At 71.1% G+C, this 14,093-nt stretch carries 16 protein-coding genes; 3 read left to right on the top strand and 13 right to left on the bottom strand.

Annotated features, from left to right (window positions below):
* Nucleotides 1-117: 117 nt before the first annotated feature.
* From AB0M47_RS38210 to AB0M47_RS38200, 3 genes are read right to left on the bottom strand one after another with little or no spacing between them, the layout of a single operon-like run.
* Nucleotides 118-330, bottom strand: a complete 213-nt coding sequence (locus AB0M47_RS38210) for a hypothetical protein (RefSeq protein WP_363422914.1) — start codon at nucleotides 328-330, stop codon at nucleotides 118-120.
* A gap of 59 nt (nucleotides 331-389) precedes the next feature.
* Nucleotides 390-1,889: an MFS transporter gene (locus tag AB0M47_RS38205; RefSeq protein WP_363422912.1), complete on the bottom strand. Its 1,500-nt coding sequence runs from the start codon at nucleotides 1,887-1,889 to the stop codon at nucleotides 390-392.
* Nucleotides 1,886-3,676 (bottom strand): hypothetical protein, encoded by a 1,791-nt coding sequence (locus AB0M47_RS38200; RefSeq protein WP_363422910.1) that lies wholly within the window; start codon nucleotides 3,674-3,676, stop codon nucleotides 1,886-1,888. Before AB0M47_RS38200 ends, AB0M47_RS38205 begins: the two co-directional genes overlap by 4 nt.
* Nucleotides 3,677-3,778: 102 nt before the next feature.
* Here AB0M47_RS38200 and AB0M47_RS38195 point away from each other — a divergent pair, with 102 nt between their 5' ends.
* On the top strand, nucleotides 3,779-4,495 hold the full coding sequence (locus AB0M47_RS38195; protein ID WP_363422908.1) for a class I SAM-dependent methyltransferase: 717 nt from the start codon (nucleotides 3,779-3,781) through the stop codon (nucleotides 4,493-4,495).
* 104 nt (nucleotides 4,496-4,599) lie between these two features.
* On the opposite strand, the gene AB0M47_RS38190 is transcribed toward AB0M47_RS38195, so the two are convergent.
* The gene (locus tag AB0M47_RS38190) at nucleotides 4,600-6,654 is read right to left on the bottom strand and encodes a LysM domain-containing protein (protein WP_363422906.1); all 2,055 of its coding nucleotides are present in this window, start codon (nucleotides 6,652-6,654) and stop codon (nucleotides 4,600-4,602) included.
* A gap of 23 nt (nucleotides 6,655-6,677) precedes the next feature.
* Nucleotides 6,678-7,079: a hypothetical protein gene (locus AB0M47_RS38185; protein WP_363422904.1), complete on the bottom strand. Its 402-nt coding sequence runs from the start codon at nucleotides 7,077-7,079 to the stop codon at nucleotides 6,678-6,680.
* 173 nt (nucleotides 7,080-7,252) lie between these two features.
* On the opposite strand from AB0M47_RS38185, the gene AB0M47_RS38180 reads away from it, so the two are divergent.
* Entirely contained in the window at nucleotides 7,253-7,636 is a 384-nt protein-coding gene (locus AB0M47_RS38180; protein ID WP_363422902.1) for a hypothetical protein, read from the top strand.
* 54 nt (nucleotides 7,637-7,690) lie between these two features.
* Nucleotides 7,691-8,227, top strand: a complete 537-nt coding sequence (locus tag AB0M47_RS38175) for a DUF402 domain-containing protein (RefSeq protein WP_363422900.1) — start codon at nucleotides 7,691-7,693, stop codon at nucleotides 8,225-8,227.
* Nucleotides 8,228-8,250: 23 nt separating this feature from the next.
* Here the strand turns inward: AB0M47_RS38175 and AB0M47_RS38170 are convergent, their stop codons facing one another.
* From AB0M47_RS38170 to AB0M47_RS38135, 8 genes are all read right to left on the bottom strand, one after another.
* A complete protein-coding gene (locus tag AB0M47_RS38170; protein WP_363422916.1) occupies nucleotides 8,251-8,892 on the bottom strand; it encodes a TadE/TadG family type IV pilus assembly protein in 642 nt (213 codons plus the stop codon).
* A gap of 95 nt (nucleotides 8,893-8,987) precedes the next feature.
* Nucleotides 8,988-9,326: a TadE family protein gene (locus AB0M47_RS38165; RefSeq protein ID WP_363422898.1), complete on the bottom strand. Its 339-nt coding sequence runs from the start codon at nucleotides 9,324-9,326 to the stop codon at nucleotides 8,988-8,990.
* 44 nt (nucleotides 9,327-9,370) lie between these two features.
* Nucleotides 9,371-9,553, bottom strand: coding sequence for a hypothetical protein (locus AB0M47_RS38160; RefSeq protein WP_253757792.1), 183 nt, complete (start codon nucleotides 9,551-9,553; stop codon nucleotides 9,371-9,373).
* A 19-nt stretch (nucleotides 9,554-9,572) separates the two neighbouring features.
* Nucleotides 9,573-10,457 (bottom strand): type II secretion system F family protein, encoded by an 885-nt coding sequence (locus AB0M47_RS38155; protein ID WP_363422896.1) that lies wholly within the window; start codon nucleotides 10,455-10,457, stop codon nucleotides 9,573-9,575.
* Nucleotides 10,454-11,353, bottom strand: a complete 900-nt coding sequence (locus tag AB0M47_RS38150) for a type II secretion system F family protein (RefSeq protein ID WP_363422894.1) — start codon at nucleotides 11,351-11,353, stop codon at nucleotides 10,454-10,456. Before AB0M47_RS38150 ends, AB0M47_RS38155 begins: the two co-directional genes overlap by 4 nt.
* Nucleotides 11,350-12,807, bottom strand: coding sequence for an ATPase, T2SS/T4P/T4SS family (locus tag AB0M47_RS38145; RefSeq protein WP_363422892.1), 1,458 nt, complete (start codon nucleotides 12,805-12,807; stop codon nucleotides 11,350-11,352). The genes AB0M47_RS38150 and AB0M47_RS38145 overlap by 4 nt, the downstream gene beginning before the upstream one ends.
* Nucleotides 12,804-13,637, bottom strand: a complete 834-nt coding sequence (locus AB0M47_RS38140; protein WP_363422890.1) for a ParA family protein — start codon at nucleotides 13,635-13,637, stop codon at nucleotides 12,804-12,806. Before AB0M47_RS38140 ends, AB0M47_RS38145 begins: the two co-directional genes overlap by 4 nt.
* 9 nt (nucleotides 13,638-13,646) lie before the next feature.
* The coding region (locus AB0M47_RS38135; RefSeq protein WP_363422888.1) for a flagellar biosynthesis protein FlgA at nucleotides 13,647-14,093 on the bottom strand (447 nt) is incomplete at its 5' end.

The following is a 14,093-nucleotide window of genomic DNA, read 5'->3' as shown; positions in this document are numbered from 1 at the left end:
GGAGTTTCCAGTGCCGACACACCGTCGAGACCACGGTTAACTCCATGATCAACGGGGTGGTGGGGGCGGGGTGGTGGGTGGGGTGGGGTGGGGCGGGTGGGCAAGTTTGGGGTGGGGTTAGGGGAGGTGGCGGCTCCAGTAGAGGACCAGCCACGCCGCGTGCTCGGCGTCGTCGCACGGGTACACATGACCGCAGGCCGTGCAGATGCCCCCACCGATCTGCATCTGGTGGGTCAGCCACAGGTCGCGGCCCTGCTCCACCTGTTCGGCGGCGAACCGGGTCAGTTCGCTCTCAGTCTCAATCGCTGCTCGAGTCGCTTCGATGCTCATATCGGGCTCCCGGGCGTCGGTTGCTCCGGTTGATACCGCAAATAGTGGACGCTCAAACCTCAGTGTTCCGCGTCCGCGCGGAAGCCGCGCGGGATCAACGCGAGCGCCGCGACGGTCGCGATCGCGATCAGCGCCGCCGAGATCGCGCTGGTCACCGCCACGGCGTGCAGGTACGCCGACTGCGCGACCTCGAGGATGTACGCGCTGACCTGGGCGCCCTGCGTACGGGCGACGTGCACGGCGCCGCCGATGGACTCCGCGACCGCCGTCCGGCCGGGCTCACTCAACGGCAGTTCGTGCACGCCGGCGGCGTACACGACGGTGGCGACCGTGCCGAGCAGGGCGACGCCGAAGCCCATTCCCAGCTCGTAGCAGGTCTCCTCGACGGCCGCGGCGCTGCCCGCCCGTTCCGGGGGCGCGGCCGAGATCATGACGGCCGTCGTCGTGGTGATCGCGAGCCCGTCGCCCAGTCCGAAAGCGACCAGCGCCACCGCCGCCACCGCGTAGGTCAGCGGCAGGACCGCGAGCGCGACGAACGCCAGGACGAGCGCGCCGAGCCCGAGCCCGAGCATGGCGTGTACGCCGACGCGGCGGACGAGCCAGGGCGCGCTGAGCGCACCGACGAGGGTGGCGATCGCCCCCGGCAGCATGCGTACGCCCGCCTCGACCGGGCTGTACCCGTGCACGTACTGGAGCCACAAGGAGAGCAGGAAGTACGCCGCTCCGACGGCCATCATCGCCATGAGCGTCGCGATGGCCCCGGCGAGGAACGGGCGATTGGCGAACAGTCGCACGTCGAGCAGCGGATCGGTCTGCTTCAGCTGCCGCCGGGCGAACCAGGCGAGCAGGCCGAGGCCGACCAGCAACGCGACCGGGGCCGACGAGGCCAGCCCGTCGGCGGCCAAGTGCTTGATCCCCCAGACGAGGCTGATCATGCCGAACACCGACTGGGCCGCCCCGAACCAGTCCAGCCGCGTACGCCCCGGCGACCGGGACTCCGGCAGCAGCAGAGTCCCCGCGACGACGGTGACGACGACGATGGGGACGTTCACCCAGAAGGCGGCCGACCAGCCGTAATGCTCGACGAGGAGGCCACCGAGGACCGGGCCGATCGCCGCGCCCACCCCGGCGACCGAGGCCCAGATCCCGATCGCGGTACCGCGTTCGCGGGGATCGGTGAAGACGTTCCGGATGAGCGACAGCGTGGACGGCATGACCATCGCGCCGCCGACGGCCAGCAGGACGCGCCCCGCGATCAGCCGACCGGGGCTGTCGGCGGTGGCGGAGACGATCGAGGCCACGCCGAACAGGACGAAGCCGATCAGGAAGAACGTCTTGCGGCCCCAGCGGTCGCCCGCCGCGCCCGCCGTGATGAGCAGGCCGCCGAGCACGAGTCCATAGATGTCGATGATCCAGAGCTGCTCGTACGCGTCAGGGTCGAGATCGTCGATCAAGGAGGGCAGCGCGACGTTGAGGATGGTGGCGTCCATCGCGACCAGGAGCAGGCTGGCGCACAGGACCGCCAGGACGGCCCACCGGTTCGCCGGCCGCGACCTCATGACGCGATCCGCCAGACGAGGACGTCGCCGGCCCGTTCACCCGGGCGCCCGACCAGGCGCTGAATCGTCGCCGCGAGCGCCGCCGCGTTGGGTGTGCCGTCGGGCAGGAAGATCGCCCCGACCTTCCAGAAGTCGAGGTCGTTCGCCGCCCCCGACACGTCGAGCGAGTGGATTCGGGGCACTCGGCCGGTCTTGGCCGCCGACATGATGCGGATCGACGTCGTGGTGTGCGGCGTACTGAAGATCGCCTCCCGGTCGGCCGAACGTGGGTCGGGGCCGAGGAAATACCCCCGGGCCAGCGTGAAGTCCAGTCCGGCCATGGCCGCCCAGCGCATCGCGACGACGTCGCCGCGGGAGGTCGCGTCGGCGTACATGAGACTTGTTCCCGGTGGTGCGTACGCCCGCCAGGTTCCGTCGGCGAGGAATCGTGGCATCGGCGTCGCCGGGCTGACCGCGACGGGCCGGGGGGCCAGCGGGACCAGCGAGAAGAGCACGGCCGCGGCAGCGGCCGCGCGGACCGGCCACCACCGTCGGCGGCCACCCCGGCGGAGCAGCCGATCCAAGCTCACCGCGATGATCACGCCCAACGCCGGGATCACCGCCAGTCCCATCCGAGCCGGCACGACCGAGTCGAACAACGGCAGCTTGATCAGTTCGTGCCACGGCCCCGGCGGGCCGATCCGGTGACCGTCCAGCTTCGGGTACGCGCCGAAGGACAGCACGGCGAACCACACCGCGATCGCCGCCGCGACGCGTATGGCCAGGGTGCGTACCTGCCACAGGGCGAGCAGACCGAGCACGATCAGCAGCGGCCAGCCGAAGAACGAGTTGGCCTCGACGGGGTTGATCGCCAGCTTCGCCACCTCCGGGTTCTCCCCGTACGCCGTCACCGGCGGGAACGACACGTAGGAGAGCACGTCGAGGCCGAACGTTCGGCCGACGATCGGCGGTACGCCGCGATAACTCTGCGGCCCGGCGAACTGCACATACATCGGGTACGCGAGCAGCGCGAAGGCGACCGCCCCGGCGACGGCGAACCCGGCGAGGTACCGCCGGCCGGGCTGGAAGATCCGGCGCGGCGTCCCGGCCAGCGTCACCAGCACCGTGATCGCCACCGCCTGCGCCAGCAGGAAGAGCACCTCTTCGTTGACGAAGAACTGGTAGGCCACCAGCAGACCCAGGATCAGCCCACGGCGTACCGGCTGGAGATGAAGGCGCACGACGCACCAGAAGATCACCGGGACGAGGGCCTGGGCGACGAGATTGGGGTGGCCTTGGGCCTGGGCCGCCAGGCCCGGCGCGTAGCCGCAGAAGGCCGCGGCGGCCAGCGCGGCCCAGCGGTTGGCGACCACGTGCCGGGAGAGCACGAAGTACCAGGCGATCGGGGTGGTGATCAGCGCGAGCGTCAGGATCAGGGTGAACGTGAGCCCGGGTCCGCCGAGGAGGGTGACCGGCGCGAGGGGCACCGCGAGGCCGAGGATCGACGTGTTCGCCATCAGGTTGACCCCGGCCGGCGTGTTCATCTCACTCGCGAAGAACACGCTCTGGCCGTGCGTCAGGGCGTGCGCGGCGTGCGCGAGCACCCATTCGAAGAACGCCTGGTCGTCCCGATTGACCGTCACCGTGGCAGCGGCGGGATCGCGCCAGAGCCCAGCGGTGAGCCAGCTGCCGACCGCGACGAACAGCGCTGTCGCGACCAGGTCGACAGGCGCGGACCAAAGCCGGCGACGTGGCGGCGACGGCGCTTCGACCTGGGGATCGGCATGAGCCGTGGCCGTGATTACCATGCTTCCCCCGAATTCCCGTTTTAGCCGTATTGTGTCGCGGAATTGCACTAGTCCGATATGTCAGAATACGCCGGACGGAACGGTCTACATCGGGGGGTACGAATGACCGCAGTCCTGGAAGGCGACCACGCGACGCAGACGGAAGTCCTCGAAGGGCTGGCCACCGCGGTGAACCACCGCCAGTGGTTCGTCGAGCTGGCCCTGCCCTACCTCGGCGAGGACCCGATCGAGATCGGCAGTGGACTCGGCGACTACGCCGAAGCCTGGGCCGCGCACGTTCCCCGATTCACCGCCGCCGAAGCCAGCCACGAGCGCCTGATCGCGCTCAAGGAGCGGTTCGGCGGTGAATCCACCGTCGACGTCGTCGAGATGTTCCTGCCCTCGGCCGACGCGTACGCCGAACACTCGGCCGCCGTCTCGTACAACGTGCTGGAGCACATCGAGGATCACGTCGGCGCGCTCCGGACGATGGGCCGGCTGGTGCGGCCGGGCGGCGCGGTGATCATCATCGTCCCGGCGTTCGAGTTCGCGATGAGCCCGGTCGACATCGCCACCGGGCACGTCCGCCGCTACACCAAGGCCACCATGGCCGCCGCGATGACCGAGGCCGGGCTGCACGTCGAGCGACTCCAGTACGCCAACGCGCTCGGCCTGATCGGCTACTACGTCACCACCAGCCTGCTCCGGATGGCACCCAAGGAAGGCCCGCTGGTCAGCTTCTACGACAAGTTCGTGCTGCCCCTGACGAAGGCTGCCGAACAGCACGTACGGCCGCCCTTCGGGCAGTCGGTGTTCGCCGTCGCGCGTACGCCCCGCTGACCCGTGTGCCCCGCGCGCTGGATCAGGGTTCCCGGTCGAATCTTGGTCCATGATTCGACACGGAACCCTGATCCAGCGCCCGACGAAGCCGAAAGGTGAGCAGGTCAGGAGCGGGAGCGGTGCCGAGCGCCCGCGATCGGCATCCCGGCGTACTCGGGATTGCCGGTGTTCGAGGCGAGCGCCCCGAGCTGAGCCCCGGACAGCCGGCACGCCGTCGTGTCGGTGAACGCCAGCCACGGCATGTCGAGCGCACCGCCCGCGTCGACCTTCACCGACCAGCGGGTGGTGGTCGGATGGGTCGCCACGACCGATACGCCGACCCGGCCGTACTCGGCCAGTTGCGCGTCCAGTTCCTCGATCGCGGTGGTGTGCTGACCCCAGGGGTCGGCGACGAACAGGATGTGGGTCGTCCACAGTGAACCGCTGGTGCTGTTGATCCGGGCCGACATCGTGTCGGCGATGCCGCTCTCGCGCAGTACCGACCGGTTGACGACGGCTCGCCGGGCTACCCGGGACAGCGCGTCCTCGACCGACGGGATCGACCGCACCCGGGATTCGTTGAGCGCGCCGAGCGACCGGGTGTCGCCGCTGTTGAATCCGGTGACGAGCACGGCGGCGGTGTCCGCCCAGGCCGCCGTCGCGGCCTCGGCCGCGAGGTGGCGCAGCAGGTCGTCGCAGTTCTCGGGATCGCCGACCAAGGTCAGCAACCCCGTACGCTCGCTGTCGACCAGCAGCTCCCCGCCTTCGGGCCAGGTGCCCAGGGTCAGCAGTCCGGGCAGGGGCGCCGGGGCGTCGTCGGGCGCCTCCAACTCGGCGCCGCTCGGGAGCGCCCAGGTGTCGGCCGAACGGGCGGCGTACGGCTCGGGCGGGTCGCCGCACGGTGCGGCGAGCACCACGCCCAGCTCACCGGCGTACTGCCAGGCGGCGAAGATGTCAGGCATGGCCCAGGCCGGGCGCGATCGCAGCCCGAAGGCGAGCCGCCGGAGGCTGGCGTCCAGCCGGTCGGCCGTCGCCGCCGGTCGGCGCAGCTTCGGCTCGTAGATCAAGCCGGGGAGGCTCTCGGCCGAGCCGCCAGGAGTGCGATCAGTCTGTGTCACGATCGGGGGCGCCTGCGCCGGGATCGTCACCGCCGCCGACTCGACCGGCCACTCGACGCCGACCGGTTCCACGCGCGTGCGTACGCGGTGCTTGCTGACCTGATAGCGGTGGATGCGCACGAGCCGGCGTCGCCACAGCACCGCGTGTCCGGCCAGAACACCGGCTGCGGCGAGCCCGGCCAGCACAGCCAGCAGCGGACTCACTCCGCCGTCCTCGGCTCGGGCTTTCTGCGTACCACTTGGTGTGCTGGGAGCCGGGGTGACGGCCGGTGACTCCGCCGCGGAGACCGAGGTCGGCGGGGGCGTGGCGGCCGGTGGTTTCGGCGGCGCGGGCTGGACCAGGTGGCCGGTCGCGTGCCGCATGGGCCCACGGTCGTGCGCGTCGACCGGGAGCGTGAGCTTCCACCCTGGACGGATCAGGTTCGGGTTGCGGACGAGCTTGGGGTTCAGCGCCGCGATCTGGTGGTAGCGGTCGAAGTCGCCGGTGAACCGCTGCGCGATCTTGCCCAGGTAGTCGCCGCGCTTGACGGTGTAGACCGGCCGTTGGATGACGACCGCCTGCTGCTGCACCACCGTCCGCTGCACTGCCGCCTGCTGCACTGCCGCCTGCTGCGCCACCGTCTGCTGCACTGCCGGCTGGGCGACGGTCGCGATCGGCTGCGCGGGGGCTTGCGGCAGCGTCAGCACGACCGCCGGTGGCGCGACGGGCGCGGCCGAGGCCAGTGCTCCCCCGGTGAAGACCGCCAGGATCGCGCCTACCAGCGCGGCCGCGACGCGTTGCTGCATCCGCAGGCCACGCACGCGGATCGCCCGGCCCCGTAGCCGCGCCGGGATCTCCAGCAGCACGCCCGCGGCGAAGCTCGCCCAGGCCAGCCAGCCCACGATCGTCAAGATCCGCGGAACCAGCGAGCCGTCGTCCGGCGCGGCCAACGCGCTCCCGATCTCCGCCCAGGAGGGTACGCGATCAGGCAGCGACCCGACCCGGAGAAGCAGCAGCGGTGCCCCCACTACCAAGGCCAGCAGCCCCAGCAGGGCGGCGACGGCGGTGATCAGCCGGCGCATGGCTCCTCCTCTCCTCCGAAGACTCAGCCGACCAGCAGAACGGCGGTCGCCGCCCCGGTCGCGTACCAGGTCCGGCCGCCCAGGAAGGGGAAGCCGGACGGATTGTCGTAGCCGACGGTCGCGGTGACCTCGACGCTCTGCCCGTCAGCGGCGACGATCACGGTTCCGGACGCGCCCGCGTCCCGCAGGTACGCCTCCGCGACGAGCCGCGCCCGGGCCGGATCGATCCGTTTCTCGTCGCCCTCGACGGCGGGCGGCAGTTCGATGGCCTGCCCGGCGGCGCGGGCGGCCTCGGCGGCGATGTTGTCCGCCCGCTGGTACGCCCGCACCCGCCCGCCGCCGACGACGATGAGCAGGAGGATGGTGACCCAGCCCAGTGCCATGATCGAGAAGAACACCGAGACGCTGCCCCGACTCCGGTTCATGCGCGGGTCAGAAGTGTCGCGAGTTCCATCCAGGCTTCCTCGGCTTCGCGCTCTTAATGACCAGGTCACGACCGGTTCTCCTGTCGTCCGAAAGAGTCCGACACAAACGGGGAATTTCCGGCAACCCGTCGGCTATTGCACGCTTTCGTCAGGATTCGTGAAGTGGAGAAGCCATGGGCCAAGCGGTGGTGCTGTTCGAGTTCATCCCCTGGTTTCGCCGTCTGGTGTGGACTTGCCAGCCCGAGGACGCCGTCGGCCACCGCTGGGTCAAGCTCGCCATCGGGCCAGGGCTCACCGGAACGCAGATCCGTGAGGACCGTATCCTCAGCGAGACCCAAGCCACCGGCGGCGACATGCGCGCCCTGGTCGACCTGTTCGGCATCAGCACCGACGCCGGCAGCCGGCAGTTCGACGACGGCACCGGTGAGCCCTACTGCATCACGATGACGATCGAGGGTGGAGTCACGGCGTGGGAAGTCGTCGTGACCAGATCCCGGCTCGTCACCGGTCCTGGACCACCACCAAGCCCCAGTCCAGCCCGCAGCACCTGCTCCTGAACCTGAGCAGAATCTCGATGCGGACGGCATCCGATCCACCGAAGGGCGTCCGGCGTGACAGACGGCGAGACCAGAGAACTGATTCCCGTTACCGTGATCCGCGACCACAGGATTCGGGCAGCCGGGCGCCGGCTGGGAGACGCAATCGTCTACGACTGGGGCTTTGACCTGCACGGGACGCACTATGAGCAGCGCAGCTACATCCTGCTCGACGACGGATTCCAGATCAACCAGCCGGTCATCTTCCCCGCCGAGCAACAGGGCTGGTGGTATTGCGACCTCGTCAGGGTGATTGACACGGGAGACGAGGTGACCGTCGAAGACCAGTGGATCGATGTCATCATCGGGCCTCCCGACCACCCCTACCGGGTTCTCGACCTCGACGAGTACGCCACAGCCGCTGAGCAGGGCGCGATGACCCCAGCGGAGGCCGCCGACGGACTCATCCGCACGCAACGCTTCCTCGACCGCAGGCTCAACCGCCGCCACGAGGTCCTGCGAACCTGGCCCGACTTCCCGCCCGCAGCCGTCACGGCGCTGTCCAAGGTCACCTACCCACCAGACTGGTCGATGATCACCACGGGTTCGTGAACCCGAGCCTGGCGCAACGCTCATCACGCCTCACCACCGCTCGAGTTCGACGCGGAAATGTCGTCAGTGATCCCGAACCCGAGAGCTCTGGTCCGGTAGGTGTCGAGGGGGCTCACGAAACTCGAGCTGAGCCGGATCACCCCGGGCAGGTCCAGAATCGCGACGTCCCGGAGCTCGGCGTCGCAGGTGACCGTCACCCGCACGGAAGCGGGCTGCCCCACCGGTACGCCGAACCCGCTCACGTCAACGTCCACGGCGACCGGCGTACGGCAGGTGATGCCCTGTGCGTCGAACGAATCCCGCGCGGCGGCCTGCGCCCGGACGGTCGCGTCGTGGGCGTTGCGGGCCAGGCTGGCCGTCCGGGCCGCGTCGAAGGCCGCCGCGTCCGCGGCCTGCTTCGCGATGGCGTACCGGCCGGCGATGAGCGCGCTGGCGAAGAAGGCGAGCACTGCCGGGGTGAGGATCGCCAGCTCTACCGCGATCGCCCCCGCCGCCCGATCCCCGCGCGCTCGCCGTGCTTCGCCCGCTCGCCTTTCGCCCGCTCGCGCGCCGCCCGCTCGCGTTGCGCCCGCTCGCGTTCCGCCCGCTCGCGTTTCACGCTGGATCAGGGATCCGGGTCGAATCTTGGGCCAAGATTCGACCGAGATCCGTGATCCAGCGCCCATCGCGCGGGCAGCGCGGGCAGCGCGGGCAGCGCGGGCAGCGCGGGCAGCACAGGCGGCACCCATCGCGCGGGCAGCGCGGGCGAGCGCTTGGCGGATCATGGGATCCACCGCTCGATGGGGCCGGACGCCGACTGGCGTACGTGGAAGGTCATCCACGGCAGCACCGATTGCGCCTCCCCGGTGACGACGACTTCGACGCGGTCGCCGGTGATCCGGGTGGTCACGGTCGTATCGGTCAGGGCCGGCCCGATCTGGTCGAGGAACCGCTGAGCCTCGGCGTCCCCGGTCGCCGGACTCGCGCCGTAGAGCCGGGTCGCGTTGGCGCCCTGGGTCGCCGCTCCGAGCGCGACCGAGTGGGCGTACCAGACGAGCGAGGCCTGCACGATCATGAAGGTCAGGGTGAGGATGGGACCGGTGAGGATGGCGAACTCCACCGGCCCCTCCCCGCGGAGTGGACGGCGCCAGAACCGGCTGCCGATCACGGCGTCGTCGGGACCTTGTCGAGCCAGCCCTGCGCGATCCCGCGAACACCCCAGTAGACGAGGACCGCGACCGCGCCGATCAGGGCCACCAGGATGACGTAGGGGACGGGTCCTTCGCCCCGGTCCCGCTTCGCCGGATGCATCAGCTCGCCGAGGCGGGCGTACAGCTTGTATCGCATCGCTTTTCCTCTCCGTGCCTCAGGTGGTGGCGAACAGGTTGGCCATGATGGGGAACAGGGCCAACGCCAGCAGGACCATGACCAGCATCGTGGCCGGGATGTCCAATTTGGAGGACCGCTTCTTCGCCTCCTCCAGGGCGCGTACGCGGGCCTGGTCGCGCAACGACTCGGCCTGAGCCCGCAAGGTGCGATAGACCTGCGCGCCGTCCGATCCGGCGCTGCGCATGATGTCGGCGTACGCCGAGAGCTCGTCCACCCCGATGGCCAGGGCCAGCGCCCGCAGCTCGTCCCAGGGCGGTGTCATCTGGAGTTGCGCGGTGAGCAGCGCCGACCGGAGCCGGGCGTACGGCCAGCCCTGGCAGATCTTGGCCGCCCGTTCCATCGCCTCGACCGCGCCGTGGCCCGCCCGGACCTGGTGCGCGGCCAGCGTGACGTAGGTGCACAGGGCCCGGACGAATTCCGACCGCGCCGACGCCGCCGCGGCCCGCATCGACCGATGCGCGAGCCAGCCCGCCCCGGCGGCCAGCGCCAGCGAGATGAGCAGTGGAACCGCGGGCGAGAACGGCGCTCGCAGGATCACCGCGCCGACCGCGATCAGGCCGGGCAGCAGCATGGCGGCGAAGCCCACCGACACGACGGTGGTCGCGTGCGCCTGCGGCGTCCGGTTGAGGATCTCCAGATCCTGCTTGGGCAGGTCGACCCAGCTCCACCACTCCCGGTCGGCCGGGGCGTGCGACGGCGCGGCGAGGCCCGGCAAGCCGGGTGCGGCCGGCGTATGCAGCCGCCGCAGCGCCGGGCCGAGCGCCGGTTCCGGCGTACGCCACGCGGTGAGCGCCAGGAAGACCCCGAAGCCGACGAGCCCGCCGGCGAGCGCGGCGGCAACCACCCAGAGATCGACGATCACGCCGCACCTCCCTCGATCGGCGGCCCGCTCAGCAGCCGGGGACGGCGCTCGGGCAACGACAGCGACCGGATCCAGAGCATGAGCGCGATGTAGATTCCGGCGAGCACCGCCAGCAGAAGCTGACCGAAGACCGTCCCGTACGCCAGCGCCGCGCCCGCGTTGAACGCGCCGAACAGCGCCACGATCCCGGTCGCGACGGTGAGGAACTTGACGGTGAACCGGGCCCGCGCCCGTTCGCTGTCGACTGTGGAGCGTGTGGTGATCTCCTCCTGGATCGCGTGCGCGATGTCGACCAGCGCGTTGTGCAGGCCGTCACCGGCGTCGGCGAGCTGCAGGATCAGCGGGGCCACCACTTCGTCGCAGCTGTAGTCGTCGAGTTCGTCGGCGAACGCCCGCAACGCCGCCACCGGATCGACCCCGGCCTGCAGGCGTACGGCGAGATTGCGTACCTCGGGTCCGATGAGCGGCACCGTCGTCGTGCGTGCGGACGCCACGATCGCGGCCTGCAAGCCGAGTCCGTTGTGGACGTAGTCGCCGACCCGGCGGGTCCACGCCTCCAGCGCGCCGAGGCGGGCGATCGCCCGTTTCTCCGCACCGGCCGCCGAAAGCAACCAGGGCAGCCCCGGCACGGCGAGCAGCGCGATCGCCGCACCGACCGGCCAGCCGGTGAGGAACCAGGTCGCGGCACCGGCCCCGACCCCGCCGAGCACGAGCGCGGCCCGGAGCCGGGCGTGGGCCGGGTCGTCGATCCGGTCGCCGGTGACCATCCGGCGTAGCCACAACGCCGTCGGCGACGGCGGCCCGGCCGGCTTCCGCGTCCCCACGCCGAAGGTCACGGCCAGCGCCATACCGCCGCCGAGCAGGAGGAGGGCGAAGATCGCCAGCAGCTCGATCATCGGCGTACCCGCCGAGTGTGCAGCTCACGCGACCACGCGCCCCGGTTGTGCGGCCCGGCCTCGATGTACGCCGTCAGCTCCCGCAGGTCGTACCCGACGTCCAGCAGGTCCTCGCGGATGCGTTCGGGCAGATGCCGGGGCACCGCCCGGCCGTCCTGGCCGGGCCCGAAGACGGTCGTGGTGACCACCTGACCGTCGCGCATGCCGCCGACCTCGACGACATGGGAGACGAACCGGTGCTCGGCCCCGCCGATCGCCCGCTCGTCGACCACGGCGGTGTAGACGATCAGGTCGATGCCCTGCGCCGCCATCCGCAGCGCCTGCTCGGCTCCGATGTCGGTGCCGTAGGAGCAGGCGAGCTGGACGATCGAGTCCATCACCTCACGGGCCTGCCGGGCGTGGATGGTGCACATCGCGCCCCGGCTGACCGTCATCGCCCGCAGCATCGGGACGATCTCCCGGCCTCGGGTCTCCCCGACGATCACCCGGCGTACGCCGAGCCGCTGGGTGATCGGCATCATGTCGTGCAGGTTCTTCTCGCCGCGGCGACGGCCGCCGGTGTCGTACTCCCCGTGGCCCTGCAACGCCTCCAGGCTGATCACCCAGTTGGACCCGGTCGGCTCATGCAGGCCCAGCTCGCGCGACTCCTCCAGGGTGATGTACGGCTCGCCGGCCGGGATCGTGCGGGCCAGCGCCCGCAGCAGCGTCGTCTTCCCCGACCCGGCCAGCCCGGCGATCATGATGTTCGCCCCGGACTCCAGCGCCTTGGTCAGGAACCGGTAGAGCAGCAGGTCGATCATGCCCCAGTGGTCCCGGAGCTGCTCCAGCGAGGCGTCGAAGAGGCTGTGCTTGCGGATGTAGACGATCGGCCGGGGCGAGACCTTGTAGAGCACCGTCATCCGGGAGCCGTCCGGCAGCTGCATGTCCAGCTCCGGATTGGACTCCGAGAGCTGCCGCTCGGTCGCCGCGACCCGCATCGCCAGCACCTGCAGCATGCTGATCAGCTCGTCGTCGGTGTCCGCGACCGGTTCGCCACGGCTGCGCGTACCGTCCGCGTGGTGCAGCAGGACCTGGTCGCAGCCCAGGATGTGCACGTTGGTGATGGTCGGGTCGTCCAGCAGCCGTTGCAGCCGACCGGCCCCGAACATCCCGGCGACCAGCGCCTCCAGCAGCGCCCGCTCCTCCTGCGGGCTCACCGGGCGGCCGGCGTGCGCCATCCCGGCGGCGTAGTCCCGGATCACCTCCCGGCCCAGGCGCTCGGCCGTCTCCCGCCGGTACGCCGCGGTCACATTGGCGGAATCGGTCAGCAGCTGACTCAACTTGTCGGTGACCCGGCTATGCAGTTGGCGTACCACCGTGTAGTCGAGCTCGACCGGCTTCGCGGCGAACGGCGCGGCCGACACCGGCACCACCGCGGAAGTCGCGTGCCCGTTCAGCCGCGCGGGCTGAGTCATGCGATCACCCCGCTCGGGAGGGCCGGGAGCTGGAGGCGCGCGGCGCGGTCGGAGACGATCAGCGCCTGCGTGGCCTGGACCGCGCGAGCCGCCGTACGCATCAGCGCGCCCCGGCGGCGACCACGGCCTTTGCCGCCGAGCGCCGCCGCGGTCCGGGTGTCCCAGGCGACCTCGGCCGCGACCGGGGCCATGAGATGCCGGCTGAGTTCCCGCGCCGAGATGCCGCCGCCGATGGGCAGGAGGGCCAAGGTGCCGTCGGCCACGGGCAGTTCCCGGCGCAGCTGCGCGAGCGCGGGCACCGCCGGGGAGATCGTCGCGAGCGACGTCGGCCGGACCCCCAGCAGAACGGCGTCGGCCTGCCGCAGCAACGGCCACGGCGGGAAGCCGCTGGCCAATCGGCCGCAGTCGGCGATGACCGTCCACCCGGCCCGGCTGAGCGCGGCGAGGAACTCGCCGACCGCGGCCCACGCGGGGGCGAGCGAGGCGCCCTGGGCGGGGTCGGTCAGGCCGGGCAGTGCGAGTCGTTCGCCTTTGTGGTTGTCGAGATCGATGAGCAGGCCGGGCAGTTCCTGAACGGCCGACCCGCGCAGCGCCGCGCTCGCGAGCGGCAGGACGCCCCGGTCGGTCGGCAGGTCGTAGCGGCTGAGGTAGCCGGCGAGGAGCGAACCACCAGCGGGGTCGCATTCGGCCAGCAGCACCGGACCACGCGGCCCCTCCGCGTTCGCGCCGCCAGTCGCGGCCGCGACCGAGGGCACGGACAGCGTGGCGGCGAGGGCGAAGGTGGACACCCCCGGCGAGCCCTTGGCCGACACGATCGCGAGGAAGCTCATCGGAACCCCCTAGGCCCCGGTCAAGGCGAGCGCGATCCGGTCGTCGGCGGCCATGGCCGCGACGGTCGGCGCGTCCGCGGTGGCGACCTCGACGTTGACCAGCGTCTCCCCTTCGGTGTGGCCGGGTTTGACGTCGGTCACCCGGGCGGCGATGGTCCGCGGCGGCACCAGTTCGGGAGTGTTCTGCGCCGACAGCGCCGTCTTGTCGGGGATCACGACGAGCACGGCCGACGCGCCGATGCGTACGCGGGTCGCCGGCATCCGGTCCTCCTTGAGCAGCAACCCGACCAGCTGCTTGCCCGGTCCGGGGATCGCGTCGTCGGTGAGCTGGTCCAGGGTGAGCAGCGTCCCGGGGACCAGGGCCATCAGCGCGTGCTTGCCGACCACGTCGCGGGCCTGCCCGGCCGGGATCGGGCGCAATCCGAGCGCCGAGTTGACCCGGACGATGACCAGGTC

The organism is Hamadaea sp. NPDC051192, from assembly GCF_040682475.1.
Taxonomy (GTDB): Bacteria; Actinomycetota; Actinomycetes; order Mycobacteriales; family Micromonosporaceae; genus Hamadaea; species Hamadaea flava.
Note: the sequence above shows the minus strand (reverse complement) of the source record. Positions and strands in the feature narration are given on the sequence as shown.